Source organism: Tistlia consotensis USBA 355, from assembly GCF_900177295.1.
Classification (GTDB): domain Bacteria; phylum Pseudomonadota; class Alphaproteobacteria; order Kiloniellales; family DSM-21159; genus Tistlia; species Tistlia consotensis.
The window spans coordinates 180641-194879 of record NZ_FWZX01000007.1; the positions used below are offsets into that span (position 1 = coordinate 180641).

12 protein-coding genes are annotated in these 14239 nt (G+C 71.9%); 8 read left to right on the forward strand and 4 right to left on the reverse strand.

What is annotated here, in order from left to right; all coding sequences use genetic code 11:
* Positions 1–179: 179 nt before the first annotated feature.
* On the reverse strand, positions 180–884 hold the full coding sequence (locus B9O00_RS11710) for a cupin domain-containing protein (RefSeq protein ID WP_085122852.1): 705 nt from the start codon (positions 882–884) through the stop codon (positions 180–182).
* Between the two features lie 192 nt (positions 885–1076).
* Between B9O00_RS11710 and rnd the strand changes: the two genes are divergently transcribed.
* The 8 genes from rnd to B9O00_RS11750 all read left to right on the forward strand — a co-directional run bounded on the left by rnd (position 1077) and on the right by B9O00_RS11750 (position 8009).
* On the forward strand, positions 1077–2237 hold the full coding sequence (gene rnd, locus B9O00_RS11715) for a ribonuclease D (RefSeq protein ID WP_085122853.1): 1161 nt from the start codon (positions 1077–1079) through the stop codon (positions 2235–2237).
* A 249-nt stretch (positions 2238–2486) separates the two neighbouring features.
* On the forward strand, positions 2487–3392 hold the full coding sequence (locus tag B9O00_RS11720; RefSeq protein ID WP_085122854.1) for a M23 family metallopeptidase: 906 nt from the start codon (positions 2487–2489) through the stop codon (positions 3390–3392).
* A gap of 161 nt (positions 3393–3553) precedes the next feature.
* Positions 3554–4546, forward strand: coding sequence for an ABC transporter substrate-binding protein (locus tag B9O00_RS11725; protein ID WP_085122855.1), 993 nt, complete (start codon positions 3554–3556; stop codon positions 4544–4546).
* Between the two features lie 67 nt (positions 4547–4613).
* Positions 4614–5408, forward strand: a complete 795-nt coding sequence (locus B9O00_RS11730; protein ID WP_085122856.1) for an ABC transporter permease — start codon at positions 4614–4616, stop codon at positions 5406–5408.
* Positions 5409–5425: 17 nt separating this feature from the next.
* A complete protein-coding gene (locus B9O00_RS11735) occupies positions 5426–6217 on the forward strand; it encodes an ABC transporter ATP-binding protein (protein WP_085122857.1) in 792 nt (263 codons plus the stop codon).
* 56 nt (positions 6218–6273) lie between these two features.
* Positions 6274–7308: an agmatinase gene (speB, locus tag B9O00_RS11740; RefSeq protein ID WP_085122858.1), complete on the forward strand. Its 1035-nt coding sequence runs from the start codon at positions 6274–6276 to the stop codon at positions 7306–7308.
* Between the two features lie 45 nt (positions 7309–7353).
* Positions 7354–7614, forward strand: coding sequence for a type II toxin-antitoxin system VapB family antitoxin (locus B9O00_RS11745; RefSeq protein ID WP_085122859.1), 261 nt, complete (start codon positions 7354–7356; stop codon positions 7612–7614).
* Positions 7611–8009, forward strand: a complete 399-nt coding sequence (locus B9O00_RS11750) for a type II toxin-antitoxin system VapC family toxin (RefSeq protein ID WP_085122860.1) — start codon at positions 7611–7613, stop codon at positions 8007–8009. Before B9O00_RS11745 ends, B9O00_RS11750 begins: the two co-directional genes overlap by 4 nt.
* Before the next feature lie 3 nt (positions 8010–8012).
* On the opposite strand, the gene B9O00_RS11755 is transcribed toward B9O00_RS11750, so the two are convergent.
* The 3 genes from B9O00_RS11755 to cobN form a co-directional block, all read right to left on the reverse strand.
* Positions 8013–9479 carry a cobyric acid synthase gene (locus tag B9O00_RS11755; RefSeq protein WP_085122861.1) on the reverse strand — a complete coding sequence of 489 codons (1467 nt, stop codon included), beginning with the start codon at positions 9477–9479 and terminating at the stop codon, positions 8013–8015.
* Between the two features lie 213 nt (positions 9480–9692).
* Positions 9693–10316, reverse strand: a complete 624-nt coding sequence (gene cobO, locus B9O00_RS11760) for a cob(I)yrinic acid a,c-diamide adenosyltransferase (RefSeq protein ID WP_235017099.1) — start codon at positions 10314–10316, stop codon at positions 9693–9695.
* Positions 10313–14056 carry a cobaltochelatase subunit CobN gene (gene cobN, locus B9O00_RS11765; protein WP_085122862.1) on the reverse strand — a complete coding sequence of 1248 codons (3744 nt, stop codon included), beginning with the start codon at positions 14054–14056 and terminating at the stop codon, positions 10313–10315. The genes cobO and cobN overlap by 4 nt, the downstream gene beginning before the upstream one ends.
* Between the last annotated feature and the right edge of the window lie 183 nt (positions 14057–14239).

The following is a 14239-nucleotide window of genomic DNA, read 5'->3' on the forward strand; positions in this document are numbered from 1 at the left end:
ATGATCCTCATCGTGGACAACTTTGTATACGCCCGACGCTTCGACTTTATCGCCAGGCTTAAACTCTGACTTCGTGAGCTTAGTCATCGCGCAATCCCTCATGTCATCGGCATGATATTCAACCTAAAATAGCTTAATCCAGCGCGGCCTTGCGCGCTCTACAATTCCCTTCAACGAACTCAGGATGAAGCCGCCGGGTCGTGGCTCGACGCAGCCAGCCCCAGCACGTCCTTCAGGTGCCCGCTCTTGACCCAGAGACGGGCACCCTCCGGGCCGGCCTCGGCGACCAGCCGGCCGCCGGCCGGCAGGCGCAGCCAGGACCAGGGCCCGAAGGCCTCGCCGCCCTCCTCGAAGCCGCCCTCCAGCACCAGCAGCTCCAGCCCGCCGGGCAGGTCGAGCGCGACCTCCGCGCCGGGCGCCCAGCGCTCCAGCCGGACCTCCTCGCGGGCGTCGCGGAACAGCGGCACCAGCTCGACGCCGGGCCGCCCGGGCGCCGGGACCGGCGCGACGCCGCCGCTGTCGAGCCGGACCTGGGTGCGGTCGGCGGGATCGAACTGCCAGAGCTTGACCAGGATCGTGCAGCCCGGCGCCGAGGCCGGGGTGTGCGAGGAGGTCGGCGGGTTGCGCACGTAGCTGCCGGCCGGGAAGTCGCCGTGCTCGTCCTGGAAGGTGCCCTCGAGCACCAGGAACTCCTCGCCGCCGCCGTGGACGTGGGGCGAGAAGCGGCTGCCCGGCGCGTAGCGCACGATCGAGGTCGCGCGCGCCACCTCGCCGCCGATGCGGTCGAGCATCCGCCGCTCGACGCCGGGCATCGGCGAGGCGACCCAGTCGAGCCGCGCGGCATGGACCGCGGCGCGGCGGGTGAAGTCGGCATTGAGCTCCATGGTCGATCTCCGTCCTGCTGACCGATGATATAGGCGGGCAGCCTTCGACGAGGCAGCAAAGCTGCGTGAACCGTCAGGCCCGGACCGCCGGCTCGATCTGCCGGACCGCGTGCAGTCCGCCCGGCCGAATTTGGCGGTCGGGCACGGCCATGCTTTCCCAGCGGCGGCGGTTGCGGCTATACCGGGCGGACCATGACACCAATCACCGACAGCACGGCCCTGGCCGCCCTCTGCGACCGGTTGGCCAAGGCCGACTTCGTCACCGTCGACACCGAGTTCGTGCGCGACACCACCTACTGGCCGAAGCTCTGCCTGGTGCAGCTCGCCGGGCCGGAGGACGCCGCGATCGTCGATCCGCTGGCCGAGGGCCTGGATCTGGCCCCGCTGGTCCGGCTGCTCAACGAGGAGCCGGTGATCAAGGTCTTCCACGCGGCGCGCCAGGACCTGGAGATCTTCTTCCACATGACCGGCCAGGTGCCGGCGCCGGTCTTCGACACCCAGGTCGCCGCGATGGTCTGCGGCTTCGGCGACCAGGTCAGCTACGAGAAGCTGGCCGGCGCCCTGGCCGGCGCGCGCATCGACAAGGGCGCGCGCTACGCCGACTGGGTCCGGCGCCCGCTGACCGAGCGCCAGCTCGACTACGCCCTGTCGGACGTCACCTACCTGCGCAAGGCCTACGAGAAGCTGGTGCGCAAGCTGGAGAAGAACCGCCGCGCCGACTGGCTGAACGAGGAGATGGCGGTGCTGACCGACCCCCAGACCTACGACCTGCACCCGGAGCGGGCCTGGCTGCGGCTCAAGACCCGCTCGCGCGACCGCCGCTACCTCGTGGTACTCAAGGCGCTGGCGACCTGGCGCGAGGAGGAGGCCCAGCGCCGCGACCTGCCGCGCAACCGGGTGCTGCGCGACGAGCAGCTCTACGACATCGCCCAGCGCGCACCGAAGGGCACGAACGAGCTGGCCCACACCCGCGGACTCAACGAGGACTTCGCGCGCGGCCGGCTCGGCAAGGGCATCCTGGCGGCGATCGAGGCCGCCCTCGCCCAGCCCCAGGACCTCTGGCCGAGCCTGCCCAAGGAGGAGGCCCTGCCGGACGCCCCCGGGCCGATCGCCGACCTGCTGAAGATGCTGCTCAAGGTCAAGTGCGACAGCGAGGGCGTCGCGCCGAAGCTGGTCGCCAACAGCCTGGACATCGAGCGCCTGGCGAGCGGCGAGGACAACGGCTCGCCGCTGCTGCACGGCTGGCGCTACGAGGTCTTCGGGCGCGACGCCGAGGCCCTGATGGCCGGCCGCCTGGCGATCGCCGCGCGCGACGGCAAGGCGGTCGCCCTGCCGCTCGACGGCGCCGACTGAGGGGTGGGCGCCTCGCCGCCCTCTTGCTCATCCGTCATCCCCGCGAAAGCGGGGATCCAGAGAAAGGCGTCGCCTGCGTGGACGGTCCGGTTTCCGTGCCCGCGGCGTCGTTCTCTGGATCCCCGCTTTCGCGGGGATGGCGGGAAGAGGGAGGTCAGGCCGCTGCGGCCTTGGCTGGCGCTCGCCTTCCTCCTCCTTCTCGCCTCCCCCGCCGCCGCCCAGGACGGGCCGCCGTCGCTCGGCCTGCCGGTGCTCTGCGAGATCGGCGTCGAGTGCTTCGTCCAGCAGTACGTCGACACGCGGCCCGGGCCGCTCGCCCAGGACTACCTCTGCGGCGGCCTGGCCTACGACCGCCACGACGGCACCGACATCCGCGTGCCGACCCTGGCCGACATGGAGCGCGGCGTGCCCGTGGTCGCGGCCGCGCCCGGCACGGTGCGGGCGGTGCGCGACGGCGAGCCGGACATGGACCCGGCCAGGCGCGGGCTCGACAGGATCAAGGGCCGCGAGTCCGGCAACGCCGTGCTGATCGACCATCTCGGCGGCTGGACCACGCAGTACAGCCACCTGAAGCAGGGCTCGGTCCTGGTCCGGCCCGGCCAGCGGGTCGGCGCGGGGCAGATCCTCGGCCTGATCGGCCAGTCGGGCCTGGCCGAGTTCCCCCACGTCGAGTTCCGCCTGTTCCACGGCGACCAGCGCATCGATCCCTTCACCGGCCTGCCGCCGGAGAGCGGCTGCGACAAGCCCGGGCGCGCGCTGTGGGACGCCGAGGCCGCCCAGGCCCTGGTCTACCGCGCCGGCGGCCTGCTCGCCGCCGGCTTCGCCGGCAGCAACCCGGAGATCGGGGCGATCAAGGCCGGCGCCTACCTGGGCAACGACCGGCTGCCGGCCAGCGCGGCCGCCCTCGCCTTCTGGGTCATCGACTACGGCCTGGAGCCAGGCGACAGCTGGCGCCTGGAGATCCACGGCCCCGACGGCAGGCTGTTCGCCGAATCCGACGGCAAGCTCGACAGGAAGCAGGCCGACTGGATCCGCGTCCTCGGCCGCCGGCGCGGCGACCGGCCCTGGCCGTCGGGCCGCTACGAGGCCCGCCACAGGGTCGCGCGCAACGGCGTCGTGCTGATCGACCGGGCGCGGGCCGTCGTCGTCGAATAGGTCCCGAGAACAGACTGCGGCATCCGCGCCGAAGATTCCCGGTGACGGCCCCGGCCCGGCTGTTCTAGCCTGCCGGGACAAGCAGAAGAAAAGTTCCAGGGACGCTTACCAGGGGACGCTGGATACCCGGGCTGCGGACGCACTCCTCAGGGGGATCACAGATGACTCATCCGTTTCGGCGCCTGATCGCGCTCGCCGGCTTCGCCGCGATGGCGGCGGTCGGCCTCTCCTCGGCCGCTCCGGCCTCGGCCGAGCCGCTCAAGGTCGCGCACTCGACCTGGGTCGGCTACGGGCCGCTCTACATCGCCAAGGACAAGGGCTTCTTCAAGGAGGAGGGCCTCGACGTCCAGCTGATCGTCATGGAGGATCCGAAGATCCGCTTCCCGGCGCTGGCGGCCGGCAAGATCGACGTGCTGGTCTCGACCGTCGACACCCTGCTCAACTACATGTCGGCCGGCGTCGACTACCGCTACCTCTTCGCCCTCGACGACTCGAAGGGTGGCGACGGCATCGTCGCCAAGAAGGACATCAAGACGATCGCCGACCTCAAGGGCAAGTCGGTCGCCTACAACCAGGGCTCGGTCTCCGAGTTCTACCTCGGCGTCCTGCTCAAGCAGGCCGGCCTCAAGCTGTCGGACGTCAAGACCCAGAACATGTCGGCGGGCGACGCCGGCGCCGCCTTCGTCGCGGGCCGGGTCGACGCGGCCGTGACCTGGGAGCCCTGGCTGACCCGCGGCAAGCAGGCGCCGGACGGCCACCTGCTGGTCGACAGCTCGACCTCGCCCGGCCTGATCACCGACGTCGCGATCACCACCAAGGAGACGCTGGCCAAGCGCGGCAAGGAGCTGGCGGCGCTCTACCGGGCCTGGGCCAAGGCCGTCGCTTGGCAGAAGACCCACGAGGACGAGGCCGACAAGATCATGGCCAAGGGCGTCGGCGGCTGGCTCGACGACCCGGCGGTCTTCAAGGAGACGCGCGCGGGCATCGCCTTCTACGACGCCGCCATGAACAAGTCCTTCATCGGCACCGAGGCCAAGCCCGGCCCGATCGCCGAGACGATCGCGAACGCGGAGGCGCTCAACAAGGAGAACGGCACCTCGGACATCGACGTGCCGCCGGCCTCGCTGGTCGCCTTCGGCATCGTCAACCAGTAGTCCGCAAACCCTCGGTGTCCATCTGGCTCCCCCCGGCGTCCGGCCGGGGGGCGCGGAGGTCGTGACCATGGCTCTGCGCGACCTCCTCGCCCCGAAATCCGAGATCCCGGCGCCGGTCTTCCTCGGCCTCAGCCTCTTCGCGATCGCCACGCTGTTCGGCGGCTGGTGCCTGCTGACCTACGGCCATCTCGTGCGGCCCGACTTCCTGGCGCCGCCGGACGCGGTCGCCCTGGCCGGCTGGAAGCGGCTCGGCAACCTGTCGCTGCTCGAGAACATCTGGGCGAGCCTCTCGGTCATCATGACCGGCTTCCTGCTGGCCTCGGTGCTGGCGGTGCCGCTCGGCGTGCTGATGGGCTCGTTCCAGGCGGCGCGCGCGCTGCTCGAGCCGATCACCGGCTTCATGCGCTACCTGCCGGTCAGCGCCCTGATCCCGCTGCTGATCCTCTGGATCGGCATCGGCTTCGAGGAGAAGGTGACGGTGATCTTCCTCGGCACCTTCTTCCAGCAGCTGATCCTGATCTCCGACGTCTCGGCCAGGGTCAGCAAGGACCTGATCGACTGCTCCTACACCCTCGGCGCCAACCGCCGGCAGGTCGTCACGCGCGTGCTCTTCCCGGCCTGCATGCCGGGGGTCATGGACAACCTGAGGGTCACCATGGGCTGGGCCTGGACCTACCTGGTGGTCGCCGAGCTGGTCGCCGCCAACTCCGGCCTCGGCTACATGATCCTCAACGCCATGCGCGGGCTGTTCACCGACGTGATCCTGCTCGGCGTCTTCACCATCGGCATCCTGGGCCTGATGACCGATACCCTCTTCAAGCTGCTGCGCCGGGTGCTGCTGCCCTGGTCGGCGACCTTCTGAGCGCCGGGACGGGGACGATGCCGACACTGACCATCGAGGACGTCACGGTCCGCTTCGAGACCAAGGGCCGGCGGCCGGTGACCGCGCTCGACGACATCAGGCTGACGGTCGAGGACAAGGCCTTCTCGGTCATCGTCGGGCCGTCCGGCTGCGGCAAGTCGACCCTGCTGCGCCTGGCGGCCGGCCTGTTCGACTGCACCTCGGGGCGGCTCGCGCTCGACGGTGAGACGATCCGCGGCCCCTCGGCCGACCGCGGCATGGTGTTCCAGAGCTACACGCTCTTCCCCTGGCTGACGGTCGAGAAGAACGTCCGCTTCGGCCTGTCCCTGAAGGGCCTGCCGGCCGAGCGGCAGAAGGCCGTCGCCGCCGAGATGATCGCCGCGGTCGGCCTGACCGGTTTCGAGCAGGCCTACCCGCAGCACCTCTCGGGCGGCATGATGCAGCGCGTGGCCCTGGCCCGGGCGCTGGCCAACGGCCCGAAGATCCTGCTGATGGACGAGCCCTTCGGCGCCCTCGACAGCCAGACCCGCCAGCTGATGCAGGCCCTGCTGCTCGACATCTGGGAGAAGAACCACAAGACCGTGCTGTTCATCACCCACGACATCGACGAGGCGATCTTCCTCGGCGACGTCGTCCACGTGATGACCGCCCGGCCCGGCCGCATCAAGAAGTCGATCCCGATCGACATCCCCCGGCCGCGCGCCATGGAAACCCTGACCTCGCCGGAATTCATGGCCGTCAAGCGCGAGATCCTGGCATTGATGCACGACGAGGCCGTGCTGGCCGACCGCAGCGCCGCGGGCGGCTAGGCTCCGGCAGCGGACCGTTCGAGCGCGCGAAGCGCCAGAGAAGAGGGGAAGCGATCATGGCGTCCGACGAACTGCTGGCCCGCCTGCGCGCGCGCTATGCCGAGGCCAAGGGCAGCGACGTGAGCGACCCCGACTTCAAGCGGGTCGCCGACGCGGTGTTCCAGGGCGACCGGCGTACCGCGCCCTTCGCCGGCCTGCCGACCCTGCTCGACGCGCCCTGGCGCGGCGACGACCTGGGCACGGCCCTGGCCGAGCTGGAGATCGCCCTGATCGGCGTGCCCATGGACCTGGGCGTCACCAACCGGCCGGGCGCCCGCTTCGGCCCGCGCGCCCTGCGCGCCATCGAGCGGGTCGGGCCCTACAACCACGTGCTGCGCTGCGCGCCGATCCAGGAGCGCAGGGTCGCCGACGTCGGCGACGTGCCCTTCCGCTCGCGCTACTCCCTGGACAGGTCCATCGAGGACATCTTCGAGTTCTACACCGGCATCCGGGAATCCGGCGTCAGGCCGGTCAGCGCCGGCGGCGACCACTCGATCACCTATCCGATCCTCAAGGCGCTCGGCGCCGAGCGGCCGGTCGCCCTGGTCCACGTCGACGCCCACTGCGACACCAGCGGCGAGTTCGAGGGCGCCAAGTTCCACCACGGCGGCCCCTTCCGCCAGGCCGTGCTGGACGGCGTGCTCGATCCCGAGAAGACGATCCAGATCGGCATCCGCGGCTCCTCGGAGTACCTCTGGGAGTTCTCCTACGACTCCGGCATGACCGTGATCCACGTCGAGGACTTCGCCCGGATGGGTGTCGAGGCCGTGGTCGCCAAGGCCAGGGCGGTCGTCGGCGACGCGCCGGTCTATCTCTCGCTCGACGTCGACGGCATCGACCCGGCCTACGCGCCCGGCACCGGCACGCCGGAGATCGGCGGCCTGAGCCCGCGCGAGACCCAGGCCCTGCTGCGCGGCCTGGTCGGCCTCAACGTCATCGGCGGCGACGTTGTCGAGGTGGCGCCGCAGTACGACGCGACGACGAACACCGCCCACCTCGGCGCCCAGATGCTGTTCGAGATCCTCTGCCTGACGGCCCTCGCGCCGCGGTAGCTGGGCTGCGTTGGCGGAAGGAAGAAGACGCGTTACATTCTTCCTATGGCGCTGAACATCAAGAGCGACGAGGCGGACCGGCTGGCTCGCGAGCTCGCGCGCCGGCGCGGACTGCCGATCACCCGCGTGGTGATCGATGCATTGCAGGCCGAGTTGAATCGCGAGAAGCAGAGACCATCACAGCCGGGTCTCGCCGAGCATCTGATGGCAATCGGCGCCGCCTGCGCCGCCCTGCCCGACCTCGATTCCCGCAGCGACGAAGAAATCCTGGGCTACGACGAGATGATCGCCGGATCGAGGCGATGATCGTAGACACCTCAGCCGTCCTGGCCGTTCTGCTTCAGGAACCGGACGCCGGCACGATCGCCCAAGCCCTCGAGACGGCGGCTCGACGCCTCGTCTCTGCAGTCTCCGTGCTGGAGGCGGCAATTGTCCTCACCGCCCGCAAAGGCGGGAGCGGCGTCCAGCAGCTCGACCTTCTGCTCTCGGTCGGCGGCTTCGAGATCGTTCCCTTCGATGCGGAGCAGGCCTTTGCGGCGCGGGAGGCCTTCGAACGTTTCGGAAAAGGGCGCCATCCAGCGGCCCTCAACTTCGGCGACTGCGCCGTCTATGCCCTCGCCGCGACCCGGGCAATGCCTCTGCTCTTCAAGGGCAACGACTTCGCCCGCACGGACATCGCGTCGGTCCGGACGCCCGGATAGCCTCTACAGCCCGGCGACCGCCGCCAGCGCCGCCACGTCGAGGTGCCCCTCCAGGTGGTCGGCGAGGCCGTCGAGTGTCGCCTCGACCGTCGCGTCGAAGCGCAGGCCGCCGTCGGCCCTCGGCCGGATCCGGCCGAGGAAGGCGGCACGGAAGGCGTCGCTGGCGAAGAGGCCGTGCAGATAGCAGCCGGCGACCCGGCCGTCCGGCGAGGCGGCGCCCTCGGGCTGCCCTGCCACCTCCAGCCAGGGCCGGTCCAGCGCCGGGCCGGCGGTACGGCCGATGTGCATCTCGTAGCCGGTCAGGCCCGCGCCGCTCGCGAGGTCGCGGCCGGCGACCTCGACCAGCCGCTTGTCGCCGGTCATCACCGTCTCGAGCTCGAGCAGGCCCAGCCCCTCGACCTCGCCCGGCGGCCCCTCGATGCCCTCGGGATCGGCGAGCCGCCGGCCCAGCATCTGGAAGCCGGCGCAGAGGCCGAGCACGCGGCCGCCGCGCCGGACGTGGGCCGCGAGGTCGAGGTCCCAGCCCTGGGCGCGCAGGAAGGCGAGGTCGCCGATCGTCGACTTGGAGCCGGGCAGGATCACCAGGTCGGCGTCGCCGGGCAGCGGCTCGCCGGGCGCGACCATGACCACCGTGACGTCGGGCTCCAGCTTCAGCGGGTCGAGGTCGTCGAAGTTGGCGACGCGCGACAGGCGCGGCACCGCGACCTTGATCGCTCGCGGCTCGCCCGCCGATACCGCCCGGTCGAGCGACAGCGCGTCCTCGGCCGGCAGCTTCGCCGCCCCGGGCCAGTAGGGCAGCACGCCGAAGGACCGCCAGCCGGTGCGCGCCTCGACGATCGCCAGACCCTCGTCGAACAGGGAGACGTCGCCACGGAACTTATTGATGATAAATCCTTTTATCCGATCTCGCTCGGCCTCGCTCACGACCGCGTGGGTGCCGACCAGGCTGGCGATGACGCCGCCGCGGTCGATGTCGGCGACCAGCACGACCGGCAGGTCGGCGGCCTCGGCGAAGCCCATGTTGGCGATGTCGCCGGCGCGCAGGTTGACCTCGGCCGGACTGCCGGCGCCCTCGACGATCACCAGGTCGGCCGCGGCCGCGAGGCGCCGGTAGGACTCCAGGACCGAGGCCATGAGCTCCGGCTTGCGGGCGAAGTAGTCGCGCGCCCTGAGGGTCGCGACCCGCCGGCCCTGGACGACGAGCTGGGCGCCGAGATCGCTTTCCGGTTTCAGCAGGACCGGGTTCATGTCGACCGAGGGCGCCACGCCGCAGGCCCGCGCCTGCAGCGCCTGGGCCCGGCCGATCTCGCCGCCCTCGGGCGTGACCGCCGCGTTGTTCGACATGTTCTGCGGCTTGAAGGGGCGCACCCGGAGCCCGCGCCGCGCGAAGAGCCGGCAGAGCCCGGCGACCAGCAGCGACTTGCCGACGTCCGAGCCGGTGCCCTGCAGCATGAGGGCGGGGGTGGTCATGGGTGGACAGGCGCCCTCTCGTGTCCCCTCTCCGCCCCCCTGGGGGGGAGAGGGAGGGGCCCGCGTAGCGGGAGGATGAGGTGGGGCAGCAGAGGTTCGGACAGGCCGACGCCGGCCGCACCGCCGGAGTCCCCCACCTCTCCCTGCCCTCTCCGCCCCCGGGGGCGGAGAGGGAATGTCCAGAGGGACGCGAGGAGGGTCACCGCCGCCCCCCTAGAACTCGATGCCGGCCTGGGCCTTCACGCCGTCGCGAAAGGGGTGCTTGATCATGGTCATCTCGGTGACCAGGTCGGCCGCCTCGATCAGCTCGTCCTTGGCGTTGCGGCCGGTGATCACGACGTGGTTGTCGGGATGGCGCTCGGCGAGGCCCTGCAGCACCTCCTGGATGTCGAGGTAGTCGTAGCGCAGCACGATGTTGAGCTCGTCGAGCAGGACCAAGCGGTAGGCCGGGTCCTTGAACATCTCCTTGGCGGCCTCCCAGGCGGCCCTGGCGGCGGCGATGTCGCGCTGGCGGTCCTGGGTCTCCCAGGTGAAGCCCTCGCCCATGGTGCGGATCGTCACCTGGTCGGCGAACTTGTCGAGGATGGCGCGCTCGCCGGTCTCCCAGCGGCCCTTGACGAACTGCACGATGCCGACCCTGAAGCCGTGGCCGAGCGCGCGCATGACCAGGCCGAAGGCCGCGGTCGACTTGCCCTTGCCCTTGCCGGTGTGGACGATCAAGAGGCCCTTCTGCAGGGTCTTGGTCGCCAGGATCTTGTCGCGCGCGGCCTTCTTCTTGGCCATCTTCTCGGCGTGGCGCGCGTTGATCTCGTCCTCGGTCATGCCCTCGGTCTTCATGGGGCGCGTCCTCCGCTCAGTCGTTCCAGGGAACCATAGGCCGCGTTGGCGCGCGGCTGCCAGAGGCCGCGGTCGATGGCCTCCCTGAGGCGCTCGGCCATCTCCTGGAGCGCCGCCGGGTTCTTGTCTTCCAGGAAGGCGCGCACCGCCTCGTCCTCGAGGTAGGCCTCCCAGACCGCGTCGAAGTGGTGGTCGCCGACAGCGCCCGTGGTCGCCGCGAAGGCGAAGAGGTAGTCGACCGTCGCCGCCATCTCGAAGGCGCCCTTGTAGCCGTGGCGCATGACGCCGGCGATCCACTTGGGATTGACGACGCGGGCGCGCACGACTCGGGCGATCTCCTCCTTCAGGGAGCGGACCACCGGCCGCTCGGGCCGCGAATGGTCGTTGTGGTAGACCGCGGGCTCGCGGCCCGAGGCGGTCTTGACGGCGACCGCGAGGCCGCCCTCGAACTGGTAGTAGTCGTCCGAGTCGAGCAGGTCGTGCTCGCGGTTGTCCTGGTTGTGCAGCACCGCCTCGACCTGGGCGAGGCGCCGCTCGAACAGGCCATGCGCCGCCTCGCCCTGGCTGCCGGCGCCGTAGGCGTAGCCCGACCAGGCGGTGTAGGCGCGCGCCAGGTCCTCGGCGCTCTCCCAGCCGCGCTCGTCGATCAGCGCCTGCAGGCCGGCACCGTAGGCCCCGGGCATCGAGCCGAACACGCGGTAGCCGGCGCGCCGCGCCGCGGTCTCGGCGTCGAGCCCCTCGCCCTCCAGCCGCGCCGCCTCGGCGCGGCTGCGCGCGGCCAGCGGGTTCATCGCCTCCGGCTCGTCGAGCGCGGCGACGGCGCGCACCGCCGAATCGAACAGCTCGATCTGCGCCGGGAAGGCGTCGCGGAAGAAGCCGGAGACGCGCAGCGTCACGTCGACCCGCGGCCGGTCGAGCAGGCTGAGCGGCAGCACCTCGAAGCCGGTGACCCGGCGCGAGGCCTGGTCCCAGGTCGGCCGCACCCCGATCAGCGCCAGGGCCTGGGCCAGGTCGTCGCCGCCGGTGCGCATGTTGGCCGTGCCCCAGGCCGAGAGCGCCAGCGCCTTCGGCCAGGCGCCGTGATCCTGGCGGTGCCGCTCGAGCAGCAGGCAGGCCGACTTCCAGCCGAGCGTCCAGGCCGCCGGCGTCGGCACGGTGCGGCTGTCGACCGAGTAGAAGTTGCGCCCCGTCGGCAGCACCTCGGGCTTGCCGCGGGTCGGCGCCCCCGAGGGGCCGGGCGCCAGGAAGCGGCCGTCGAGGGCACGCAGCAGCCCGGCGAGCTCGGCCGCGCCGCTGGCCTCGACGGCGGGCCGCAGGCGCGTCTCGATGGTGTCGAGCACGGCCGCCGTGCGGGGCCAGGCCGGATCGCAGGGCCGCTCGCCGCCGACCAGGGCCTGGGCCAGGCTCTCCAGGCGCTCGACCGTGTCGCCCTTGGTGCGCCAGGCCGCCTCGCCCGCCAGCGCCTCGGGTCGCGGGCCGTCCCAGGGCTCGCCCAGGGTCGCGGTCAGCGGGTCGAAGTCGCCGAGCCCCAGGTCGCCGGCCAGCGCCCGCAGCAGCGAGGCCTCGCCGGCACCACCGCCGCCCGGCCCCTCGCCACGCGGCACGCGCGCCAGGGCGACCAGCAGGTCGGTCAGCAGGCGACCCTCGGGCGAGCGGCCGAAGACGTGCAGGCCGTCGCGGATCTGCAGCTCCTTGAGCTCGCAGAGATGGTTGTCGAGGCTGGAGAGCGCCGCCGTCTCGTCGCCGGCGTCGAAGCCCAGGTCCTTGTCCAGGCCCAGGCGCTGCGACAGCTCCAGGATCTCGCGGCGCAGCAGGGCGAGACGCCGAGGGTCGACGCCGGCCGCCTCGTAGTACTCGTCGACCAGCGCCTCCAGGTCCTTGAGCGGCCCGTAGGACTCGGCCCGGGTCAGCGGCGGCGTCAGGTGGTCGACGATCACCGCCTGGGCGCGCCGCTTGGCCTGGGTGCCCTCGCCGGGGTCATTGACGATGAAGGGATAGAGGTGCGGCAGCGGCCCGAGGACCGACTCCGGGAAGCAGTCGGCGCCGAGCGCGATCGACTTGCCCGGCAGCCATTCCAGGTTGCCGTGCTTGCCCATGTGGATCACAGCGTCGGCCTCGCGGCGCAGGAAGGCGTAGAAGGCGAGGTAGCCGTGCGGCGGCACCAGCGCCGGGTCGTGATAGCTGCCGACCGGGTCGATGTTGTAGCCGCGCGCCGGCTGCAGCCCGACCAGCACCCGGCCGAGCCGGAAGGCCGGCAGCGCGAAGGCCTCGCGATCCGCCAGGAAGAAGGGGTCGCGCTCCGGCGCGCCCCAGCGCCCGGTCACCGCCTCGCGCACCGCCGCGGGCAGCCCCTCGAGGAAGGCCTCATAATCAGCCAGCGCCAGCGTCTCGCGGATCTCCCGGCCGTCGGTGGCGGCGTTGGTCGGGCCGGCCGCCAGCCGCGCGATCAGGGCCTCGCCGTCCGCCGGCAGGTCCGCCACCGCGTAGCCGGCCTCCGCCAGCGCGCGCAGCGCCTCGACCGTGCCGGCCGGCGTGTCGAGCCCGACGCCGTTGCCGAGGCGGCCGTCACGGTTCGGGTAGTTGGCGAGCACGACGGCGACCCGGCGCTCGGCCGGCACCTTGCCGCGCAGCCTCAGCCAGTTCGCCGCCAGGCCGGCGACGAAGGCGACGCGGTCGGCGACCGGCTCGTACTGCACGACCTGGCACTGGGTCGCCGCGTCCCAGCGCGCCGCGCCCTTGAAGGAGACGGCGCGCGACAGGATCCGGCCGTCGACCTCGGGCAGCGCCACGTTCATCGCGATGTCACGCGCCGAGAGGCCGTTCGTGCCGGCCCGCCAGGCGGCCTCGCTGCTGCCGGCGAAGACGACCTGCAGCACCGGGCAGTCGCAGACGTCGAAGGGCGTCGCGCTGCGCTCGCCGCCGGGACTGGAGACGGCGAAGCCGGTGGCGTTGAGGACGATGCCGGCACCGCCCTCCTCGAGCAGCGCCGCGACGGTATCGGCCGAGACCGGCTCCTTCAGGCTGGCGCAGTAGAGCGGCAGGGGATTGACGCCCTCGGCCTGCAGGGCGGCGATCAGCGCGTCGACCGGCTTGAGGTTCCCGGCCTGGACATGGGCCCGGTAGAAGACGATGGCCGCGACCGGCGCGGCTTCCTGCCAGCGCGCCTGCAGCTCGGCCAGGGTCGGCTGCGCCAGGTCCGGCCAGTAGAGGCCGGCGCGCAGCAGCGGCTTCGGTTCCGGCCAGTCGCAGGCGTGGCCGGCCAGGCTGGCGGCATAGGCCAGGAAGCCGCGGGCGTTCTCCGGCCCGCCCTGAACCAGGTACTGCCAGAGCCGATGGCCGGCCTCGGCCGGAACGGTCGAGCGGCGCGCCAGCTGCGGATCCGGCTTGTCGTCGCCGGGCAGCAGGACCAGCGGCACGCCGGCCTCCGCGCAGGCCGCCTCGAGCTGCTCGACGCCATAGCTCCAGTAGCCGGCGCCGCCGAGCAGGCGCGCCACGACCAGCCTGGCCGCGGGCACCATCTTGCCGACCCAGAGGTCGACCGACATCGGGTGGCCGAGCTGCAGCAGGTTGGCGAGGCGCAGGCTCGGCCGCCCGGCCGGCAGCTCGGCCTCCGCCGCGGCCAGCGCCGCCAGCTCGGTGTCGGCCGCCGAGAGCACCAGCAGGTCGCCCGGCGCCTGGCCCAGGTCGACGGCCTCCGTGCCGTCGCCCACGGCCCCCGGTTGGGCGGCTAGCAGGTGCATGGGCTCGATACCTTTCGCAGGCCTCCGCCGCCTTCCGTCATCCCCGCCCGCTCCTTCGTCATCCCCGCGAAAGCGGGGATCCAGAGAACGCCGCCGTTCGCGCGGACGGTCGAGCGTTCGTGCCGACGGCGCCGTCTTCTGGATCCCCGCTTTCGCGGGGATGACGAAGGAAGAAGGGATTCA

Excerpts from the sequence above, each read along its gene's own strand:
- B9O00_RS11730 (WP_085122856.1), top strand. The coding sequence starts at position 4,614 with ATGGCTCTGCGCGACCTCCTCGCCCCGAAATCCGAGATCCCGGCGCCG.
- rnd (WP_085122853.1), top strand. The coding sequence starts at position 1,077 with ATGACACCAATCACCGACAGCACGGCCCTGGCCGCCCTCTGCGACCGG.
- B9O00_RS11735 (WP_085122857.1), top strand. The coding sequence starts at position 5,426 with ATGCCGACACTGACCATCGAGGACGTCACGGTCCGCTTCGAGACCAAG.
- speB (WP_085122858.1), top strand. The coding sequence starts at position 6,274 with ATGGCGTCCGACGAACTGCTGGCCCGCCTGCGCGCGCGCTATGCCGAG.
- B9O00_RS11755 (WP_085122861.1), bottom strand. The coding sequence starts at position 9,479 with ATGACCACCCCCGCCCTCATGCTGCAGGGCACCGGCTCGGACGTCGGC.
- B9O00_RS11710 (WP_085122852.1), bottom strand. The coding sequence starts at position 884 with ATGGAGCTCAATGCCGACTTCACCCGCCGCGCCGCGGTCCATGCCGCG.
- B9O00_RS11750 (WP_085122860.1), top strand. The coding sequence starts at position 7,611 with ATGATCGTAGACACCTCAGCCGTCCTGGCCGTTCTGCTTCAGGAACCG.
- B9O00_RS11745 (WP_085122859.1), top strand. The coding sequence starts at position 7,354 with ATGGCGCTGAACATCAAGAGCGACGAGGCGGACCGGCTGGCTCGCGAG.
- cobN (WP_085122862.1), bottom strand. The coding sequence starts at position 14,056 with ATGCACCTGCTAGCCGCCCAACCGGGGGCCGTGGGCGACGGCACGGAG.
- B9O00_RS11725 (WP_085122855.1), top strand. The coding sequence starts at position 3,554 with ATGACTCATCCGTTTCGGCGCCTGATCGCGCTCGCCGGCTTCGCCGCG.
- cobO (WP_235017099.1), bottom strand. The coding sequence starts at position 10,316 with ATGAAGACCGAGGGCATGACCGAGGACGAGATCAACGCGCGCCACGCC.